Genomic DNA, 7,543 nt, shown 5'->3' with positions numbered 1-7,543 from the left:
TTTCCCTAAAATTTTTCGTCTCGGCGGCCGCGATTAACGAACTCGGCAATCTCGTCTTCTGGCGAGTCACCGCTTTCGCTTCCTGGCCCGATGCTGTTGGGCTGATTGTCCTCCTGGCCCCGAATGGCTGCTGCCATCTGGCCTCCGAGGGTCTGCTGGGCTTGCTCCATAAAGTTACTGCTGAGCTTGGCAGCTTTCTCCCCGATAACTGCACCTGCACCTTTGGCAAGCTCAGCAGTGGTGCTTACGGCCAGTTTGGCGGCTTGCTGTAGCGCACTGCCGCCAGAGTCCCCCATTGCTTCGGCCAGCGGGCTGTCCGGTCTGTTGCCATCTTCCCCTGCAGAGCTTTGGAAAATGGGCATGCCGCCTTCATCCATCGCTCCCTGTGCCTTCTGCATTGCTGCTTTGATAGCAGAAACGCCCCCGGCCACATTCTGGGCTCCGGCCATGGCGGTGGAGCCAGCCATGCTCATCGCGGCAGAAGCCATGCCGACCGTTCCCATTGCTGCGCCGACCGCTGCGCCGGCCCCGAAGTTGCCAATGCCCCCTGCGCTCGAACTGCTCCCTGTGATGATGCCGGCGAGCATGGGCGGCACCTTATTGGTCAGAAGCAGCAGACAGAGGCAGAAGATCAGCATGACCCCCAGCTCCTCGAAGTTGAGGACGCCCCTGGTCATCTTGGCGAAAAAACTATTGAGCAGGTCGCTGCCAATGCCAACCAGCAGCACCATGGCAAACAATTGGACGGCCACGCCCAGGACGGTCTTGTAGTAGTTGATGGCCATGTCGGAAGTCCAGCGGGAGCCACCGAAGCCCAGGAAGAAGATGCCGGCGTAAATCAGCAACCAGCCGGACACCAACATGATCAGCATGTTGATCGCGATGAGCGCCAGCATGAACAGAATCATCAGGCTCAGCACTAAGCCAACCAGGCTATCTACCGGGCTCCAGGTGGACATGCCAGCAAGCGTTTGCTTCCACAACATGAATCCGATATCCACGATGCCGGATGGCGTGACCGAGGTTATGCCAGATGCCTGTTCGCCCAGCCTCTGCAGCGACCTAATGATTGAGGTCGCAAACTCCGGCCCGTTCCTGAGTAGCCACAGGTAGAAGCCGAAGAACAGGATGAAACGGCAGAACTCGGCAAAGAACTCGGCCAGGTCTGCCTTGCGCAGGGCCATCATGCCGAATGTCCAGGCCAGGGATATGGTGCCCAGTGTCCAGAACAGCCAGGACGCGGCATTGAGGATGACTGCCTGCCAGGTGGTTGCGCGGCTACTGAACTCGGTAACGACCTGATCCAGCATGCCCTGGTTGGTGAGTTGGGCTGCGGCGCCGCCAGAGTAGAGTGCAAGCAGCAGACAGCAGCTGATCATGCTGATGTTCTTGAGCGTTTTCATACGATCACCCCTGCGAACTGTTCAGTTCGAGCCAGTTCTTCGGTTGCTCGGTAGGCTGAATAGCGCCGGAGCGTCTGGAACACTGGCCGGCAAACTCTGCCCTGGCCGCCCGGTCTTCGATCTGTTTGATCACTTCCAGGGTGCAGTTGGCATCACTGACTTCGGGTATGGCTTGGGTGCTTGGCTGCTGATCGCACCCGGCAAGCGCCAGAAGGGGAAGTAGCAGCAGGGGTAGTCTTTGCACGGGGCTCTCCTTAGCGGTTCATGTCCAGCCAGTTCTTGGGGGCTTGGGTGGGCGCTATGCGCCGTTCGGTCGAGGCGGCATGAGCGGCTTGCTGCTTGGCCTCCAGATCGGCCTCGGCCTGCATGCGCGTGGCAATAGCGTTTTGCTGGGCGACCAGCAGGCCGCGAATCTGCAGTAGCTGATTGGCTTGCTGGCTGGCGAGTTGGTTGGCGTAGCCGATGGCCTGCATCTGGCCAGTCGCGCCCTGAGCCTGACGTTGCAGTTGCTGAAGCGTATCGGCGTCATGCTGCAGCGCAGCCTGCTGCTGATCCAGGCCACGAAACAGCGCGTCGTTGGCCCTCTTCTGCGACTCGGAGGCAAGGCGCCGGTTCTCGTTCATCGCCGCCCACTCGGCTTCGCTGCAGCCGGCGTTGGAGAAGCAAGGTGATGCTCTGTAGTAGGCGACGTCCTGGAACTTGCCGAGGTAGCCGTCGATGCTGCCCAGGTTGCGCTTGTAGTAGTCCAGGGTGTCGATGGCGCTACGCAGTCTGTCCATCGTCTGGCTGGCCTGGTCCCAGATGTAAGCCGTGGGGGCGGCCGTGTTCTGCAGCATATTTTCGTATTGCTGCAGCTGGGTCTGGTACTGCTCAACTTGCTTGGCGTATTCCTCTGCCTGCTTGAGCGTCTGAGCACGCTCTCCATGGCAGTCAGCACGTTCTGGGTGAGATTGCCGCCGTCGATGACGGGAATGCCCGCCTTGGCGTTCAAGCTGATGAACGAGCTGGTGAGGCAGGCCAGAAGCCAAAACTTTTTAGCCGCTAAAATTGTCATCGTCTCCTCCTTGTACCTTGATGAGCATCTGCAGCATTGCCTGCTGCGTTTCCTCGATCCTCGACAGCACTACCTGGATGGTTCGGCGTATCTGTGCTTCCTCGAAGCCAGCGAAACGCTCGTCATTGCTCAACCACATCTTGAGTAGCCCGCCTAAGCGCCCCTGGTCGCCGTTGATCTTGGCCAGCTCAAGAATCGACTGGTGATCAAGAAGGCTGGTCGGCATATGTCCCATGCCCAAGCTGCGCAGCAGCGACGACATGCTGTGTCCGGTCTGCTCAGCAAGTTTTTCGATCCGGGCTTTTTCCTCTGGCGTAACCCAGACATTGATCGGCGTATTTCCTTTTCTGGTCGTAGCTCTCTGGATGGTCATGACGCACTCCAGTTGCGGCGGTAGCCGCTTGCCCCGCAGGGCAAGACACTCGTAGAGCGCGAAGCGCGATTAAGGGCAGTGAAGAACCAGTGCCGGCTTGCCGGTACAGGTACTTCACCTGTCTTGCCCGGCATTTCATGCCGATTGAAGGTCTGCAGTAGCTGCCAACTAATCGCCTCTCTGCCGTTCAGCGATGGGTTAACGCCAGGTGAACGGAAATTGAACGGTTCCGTTGGCGCTTGAATGCCTGCGTGGGTGGGGCTGTTCATGGCAGAGGCTCCTTGGTGGGCTTCGCCTGGAACTCAAAGGCGCCTGCTCGAGTTTGCGAAGTGGATGTAGGTGCTTCACTGATCTGTCGCTCGACTCCAGTTGCTGTCGCTGGTGCGTCGATCAGTTGCCGTGCGTAGCGGCGAAACGCCTGATAGGTGAATGGAATGCGCTGCTCTTCGTGCAGCAGTTTCCATATGGCTAGCAGTGACCAGCCGTCGCTGTAGGCCTGCTGAATCTCTTCGCGGAGTGTGAGAAAGGCGCTGCGGTTGCGGGCGGCGATGCTGGCTCTGGGAAGCCGTTGTATGCGTGCGGCAATTCGATCTGAAAGTGTCTTCATGTCACCTCCCTGGGAGCTGAGTTCGCACCGTCCCTCAAGTGTCAATCAAGTTGGTCTGGCGCCTGTTGGGTGGCTCCGGATTGGTAGGCGATTTGCTCAGTCATTGACATTTGGAGGACGTCTGCGCGGGCTACTGTTCGTCGATCAGGCGGGCTACTCCGGCCGCCCTGAAATAGACCCGGCGTCCCAGCTTCTTTTTTTCTTGGGTTAGTCGTCGGCTCAGCTCGTTGTCTAGCCGAAGGCTCAGCCGTAATCCGTCAGGGGAGCGCCCAAGCACCTCGGCGAGCTGAGCCAGCGTCATCAGCGGGCCGTACTTTTCGATGAGTATTTGTTCGGTATTCATTGATGGTTTCCTTTGGATAACGAAGGTTTGGCCATCCTAGAAACCGTTGAAGTAGGGGGCTGTTGGCGTTTATGAAAGTTGGCGTTTACGCAGGCAGATGGCGTTAAAAGCTTTTCTCTCTGTTAAATCAGTTAAGACGCGCGCGCGTGTTACATTATTCGCGAGCAGCTCTAGCTCGGACTATTTGACGTGGTTGGCGCCCCTGAACCCGCGAGGTTGGCCGCCCCTGAATCCGCGACAAAGCGCCCCTGAATCCGCGATAGGAAACGCCCCTAAAACCGCGATGTTATCCACAGGGCGGTATAGGTATCAGCGGCGAGAGAACAGCACTTTGTCGCTCGCCAGCAGTTCAATGCGGTATTCAGGAAGACGGTCTTCACGACAAGTCTGGCGAATTGCTTCACGAAATTTTCTGAGGCGGGCAGTGTGGCTGCCGCACTTCATGGCGAGCGTATCTAGCCCAACAGTCCAAATGCTCTGCATCCCCACGTGTTTTCGAGCAATTTCGTAGAGCCTTCTCTCTAGGGGTTTGCGGAGAAGAAAGTAGTCAGGACTCAGGGTCAGCACCTCCATGCTCAGAATGGCCTCATAAAGCCACTCAGATAGCGTGATCTCTACTGCGCACATACGCGGATCGGTGGTGCTGCGCTCAATGATGACGTAGGACTCAACCAAGCCAAATGCGGCGGTGCGTATCTTCCCGCCGGTAGCAATGTTGGTTTTTATGGTTGTTCCTTTGAGGCGATCCAAGCACTGCCTGAAGGCTTGATAGTCATCGCCGCGAAGCCCACGGTGGGTAGCGGAAAGAAAGTCGTAGGCAGTAAATCGAAGGGTACGGTGAGGTGTGAAGTCAGAGTTAATTGCTGCAATCAAGTGGCTTGTCGCATAGATGAGCAAGTCCTTGTCGCGAACAGTGGCGCGTCCGTAAACGGAGGGAATGACTTCGAGTGCTTTGGTTCCGTCCGCGCTTTGCCATCGCCAGATCTGCAAATCTCTCTTGGTGCTGAGAGAGAAGATTGGCGCCTCCATGGTGGGCTGGTCAGCCTTCAGTGAGTAGTGGCTTGCAGTGCAAAGAAAGAACTCACGTCTGGCGGCAGCATCTGACGGTTTTGCCAGCCATGGAGAGTCAATGCTATTGGGCGCGTTCATCGGGGCGGCCGCCCCTTATAACTTGCTTGCCTACTGTTAAATGTGTATGGAACCATGAGTTTGCCGAAGCGTGCGGCTATCTGTCGTTGGGTAGCGTGATCCTCCTTAGGTCAGTGGGCGCGGGCTGCTGCTAAATATGAAAGTTGGGATTTACGCGAGCAAAGGAATGAGCGGGCAGGAAGAAATATGGATCGCCGACTTTTGTTATGGACCGGTGGCCGAAGGTATCAGGAGCTTCTCGAATGCTAAGGCTGGCTACGGCGTTTCCAATACGCGAAAGCTGATATGGCCTTTGCTGGGGCGTTGCCTCGATGAGCCCGTGTTGCAGTTCGCAGCGCGCTTCAGCGAATGGCCTTCTGCTGAGCGGCTGCTTGCTGCCAAGGGGATCTCACTTTTGGGGCCAGTCTGGCGGGATGAGGTCGATAGGGCGGTTGACCTCGATTACGTAACCGCGAAGCGCATGCTCAAGCAGAAGCGTCAGGCTCATCTGGTTGTTTTCATCGACACCTTGGCAAGCTTACGGGAAGCAGTGTTTGCTGCAATGCGTCATGCGCCTGCGTGCGTCACAGTCCCTGGAGGCGGAGTCCGCCTGCAGGCCAAGAGTAAAAGTGATCGACATTATCCATTTTGCGAGCTCTGTTGGCGTTACAGCGCAGCAGCTCAAAGATTGATATCTCAGGAGCCGAGAGTGCCATCTCTGATTGATGCGCGGGACTGGCGGCACTTAGAAATGGCAGCTGGTAACAGTGTTGGTAGCCTGAGATTTTGTGCTTTGCACAGCCCTACAGATTCCAAGTTGCAGTATCGGGCTGACCTCGCATATAGAGATCGCTTTTGGTCGGCAATCGACCAGTGTCGGATTCGCTTCGTTCTGGCCAGAAAGCATCGGCTTGCTGCATGTGATGCTGCAGTCCCTTTGTCTGTTCGCCAAGTGCTGGAGCTTCACGAAGAGGGCTTGTCGGAGGCACAAATTCAGCAGGTGACACTGCTCTCATCTGTAGAAATAAAAACCTCGCTCAAGTGGCTGCCAAGTGGTGCTTACCAAGCAATTCGTCAAGCCGAGGAGCATGTTCAGCTGCCTGATGAGCGGCTGCTGAGACAAACGGCTTACTTACTTGTGCATGGTGACGTGCAGGGACTGTTGGCGTTGGAGTCTGCGTTGCCTAGTTTGGTAGTAACTGCATTGCAGAGCGAGATTTATGCTTTGTTTGAGCAGAGGTTGTCTGCCAGAACTCTAGAGATCGTTCGGTTGAGTCGTATGGGGCTTGCCAAGGCTGAGATCGCCAAATATATCGGGGTATCTCGGCAAGTGGTGCATAATGCGCTCGGTAGGGATTTGGCTAAATCGTACTTGCATTTCTTAGATGCTTTGGCTGAAGCTAATATGGGGGCTGATTACTTTGCAGGAATGCTTAATGGCTACTGCCACTAGAAGGCCGGTTCGCTTATTTTGGTCATTGAGCAACACCAATGTCCTGTTCTATGCGATGGCATATTTTTGCTGTTATAAGATCTAAGCAGCGGATAAGGGTGCTTGTTGCCTTGTCGTTGAAAGTCTTACTGTTTGGGTTTTCCATTAATATTGAGTAAATTTCGGTCATATTGAAGTCTTGGTGGGCTACTTCGGATGAGAATGTATACACCTCGTCGTAAAAGCTTCTTCCAAGTGGTGAGAGATTTGCTTTGTTGCTGACATTACTCAGAAGGTTGTAGCAGTAACTTTTTCGCTCAATGAGCAGCTTGCTTCTTTTGGCGTTTTCTTGTGGGTGAGCTAGCTCCATTGCTTTGTTAAATCCAGCTCTATCAACTCTGGCATGTGTTTGAAGCCAAAAGCCGATTTGCTCGGGGGCTAGCCAGTCAACATAGAAGTCTAATGAAATTTCATATATTGATCTTAGCAAGCAAACTGCTTGAAAATAGTAGGCACTATTGATTAGCAGCTTGATGGCTTGTAGGTTTTCGCTGAGTCTATAGAGAATCGAGAATAGGGTTTGATGGTAGTGGAGGCCAGGTATATAGCTGTGGTGGAATTTCTTTACTTTCTCTGCTAGGCGAGAAGCGCGGAGGTGAAGTTTTTCTAATTCACTGGCATGGTCTTCTGAGATGTTGTCGCCAAGAATAGAGTATGCTTCTCTGGTCTCTTTTTTGGCTATCGTCGAGTCAATGTAGGCCCCTAAGTTTTCCTCCTTGAACTTGAGGTGCCTTATTTCATAAGCGCTCTCCTCAAGTGTGATTGATGTTTCCAGTACCACCGCTGGGATCATCTCGATTCCGAGGGCTGCATATGCTTGGTAAGTGGCCGAGTCGTCAGGTGCAATATATGCCTCTGAGGTGTTTTTATTTATGTTCTTGTAGGCATAAATTTGAGGGCGATGCCCGGAGCGTATCAGGCCGATAATGTAGGATATATCATCATCAGAAACTGCATCGGTTATGCTTACAAAGCCGGAGGCAGATCTTTCATAAAATCCATTTTTTAAATTTTTTATTGATATTCTTGTAAGTAGTGCTTGCTTCTCTCCGTTTATGAATCGGAGATATTTTTTTAGAAAAATATCATCTTGAACTATGTTTTTGTTTGAGTGAATTTTCTCTATAGGCACTGTTAGGGAAA

At 54.2% G+C, this 7,543-nt stretch carries 10 protein-coding genes; 1 reads left to right on the top strand and 9 read right to left on the bottom strand.

Annotation, left to right across the window (positions count from 1 at the left end; translation table 11 throughout):
- Positions 1-5 precede the first annotated feature (5 nt).
- The 8 genes from trbL to trfA all read right to left on the bottom strand — a co-directional run bounded on the left by trbL (position 6) and on the right by trfA (position 4,929).
- Positions 6-1,403, bottom strand: coding sequence for a P-type conjugative transfer protein TrbL (gene trbL / locus PA6_RS21760; protein ID WP_021703137.1), 1,398 nt, complete (start codon positions 1,401-1,403; stop codon positions 6-8).
- A gap of 4 nt (positions 1,404-1,407) precedes the next feature.
- Positions 1,408-1,647, bottom strand: a complete 240-nt coding sequence (gene trbK / locus PA6_RS21755) for an entry exclusion lipoprotein TrbK (protein WP_021703136.1) — start codon at positions 1,645-1,647, stop codon at positions 1,408-1,410.
- A gap of 10 nt (positions 1,648-1,657) precedes the next feature.
- Positions 1,658-2,431: a P-type conjugative transfer protein TrbJ gene (gene trbJ, locus PA6_RS21750; RefSeq protein ID WP_455737480.1), complete on the bottom strand. Its 774-nt coding sequence runs from the start codon at positions 2,429-2,431 to the stop codon at positions 1,658-1,660.
- A gap of 6 nt (positions 2,432-2,437) precedes the next feature.
- Entirely contained in the window at positions 2,438-2,830 is a 393-nt protein-coding gene (locus PA6_RS21745) for a plasmid mobilization protein (RefSeq protein ID WP_021703134.1), read from the bottom strand.
- On the bottom strand, positions 2,827-3,099 hold the full coding sequence (locus tag PA6_RS23650; RefSeq protein ID WP_021703133.1) for a hypothetical protein: 273 nt from the start codon (positions 3,097-3,099) through the stop codon (positions 2,827-2,829). Before PA6_RS23650 ends, PA6_RS21745 begins: the two co-directional genes overlap by 4 nt.
- Positions 3,096-3,437 carry a TraK family protein gene (locus tag PA6_RS23195; RefSeq protein ID WP_021703132.1) on the bottom strand — a complete coding sequence of 114 codons (342 nt, stop codon included), beginning with the start codon at positions 3,435-3,437 and terminating at the stop codon, positions 3,096-3,098. Before PA6_RS23195 ends, PA6_RS23650 begins: the two co-directional genes overlap by 4 nt.
- A 130-nt stretch (positions 3,438-3,567) precedes the next feature.
- Complete coding sequence (locus PA6_RS21740; RefSeq protein ID WP_021703131.1) at positions 3,568-3,780, bottom strand: hypothetical protein; 213 nt, start codon at positions 3,778-3,780, stop codon at positions 3,568-3,570.
- Positions 3,781-4,089: 309 nt separating this feature from the next.
- Complete coding sequence (gene trfA, locus PA6_RS21735; protein WP_021703130.1) at positions 4,090-4,929, bottom strand: plasmid replication initiator TrfA; 840 nt, start codon at positions 4,927-4,929, stop codon at positions 4,090-4,092.
- 136 nt (positions 4,930-5,065) lie between these two features.
- On the opposite strand from trfA, the gene PA6_RS23645 reads away from it, so the two are divergent.
- Positions 5,066-6,361, top strand: a complete 1,296-nt coding sequence (locus PA6_RS23645; protein ID WP_155948014.1) for a hypothetical protein — start codon at positions 5,066-5,068, stop codon at positions 6,359-6,361.
- 22 nt (positions 6,362-6,383) lie between these two features.
- Here the strand turns inward: PA6_RS23645 and PA6_RS23780 are convergent.
- A partial coding sequence (locus PA6_RS23780; RefSeq protein WP_021703128.1) for a hypothetical protein occupies positions 6,384-7,543 on the bottom strand: 1,160 nt, incomplete at its 5' end.

Source organism: Aquipseudomonas alcaligenes NBRC 14159 (assembly GCF_000467105.1).
Lineage (GTDB): Bacteria > Pseudomonadota > Gammaproteobacteria > Pseudomonadales > Pseudomonadaceae > Aquipseudomonas > Aquipseudomonas alcaligenes.
Note: the sequence above shows the minus strand (reverse complement) of the source record. Positions and strands in the feature narration are given on the sequence as shown.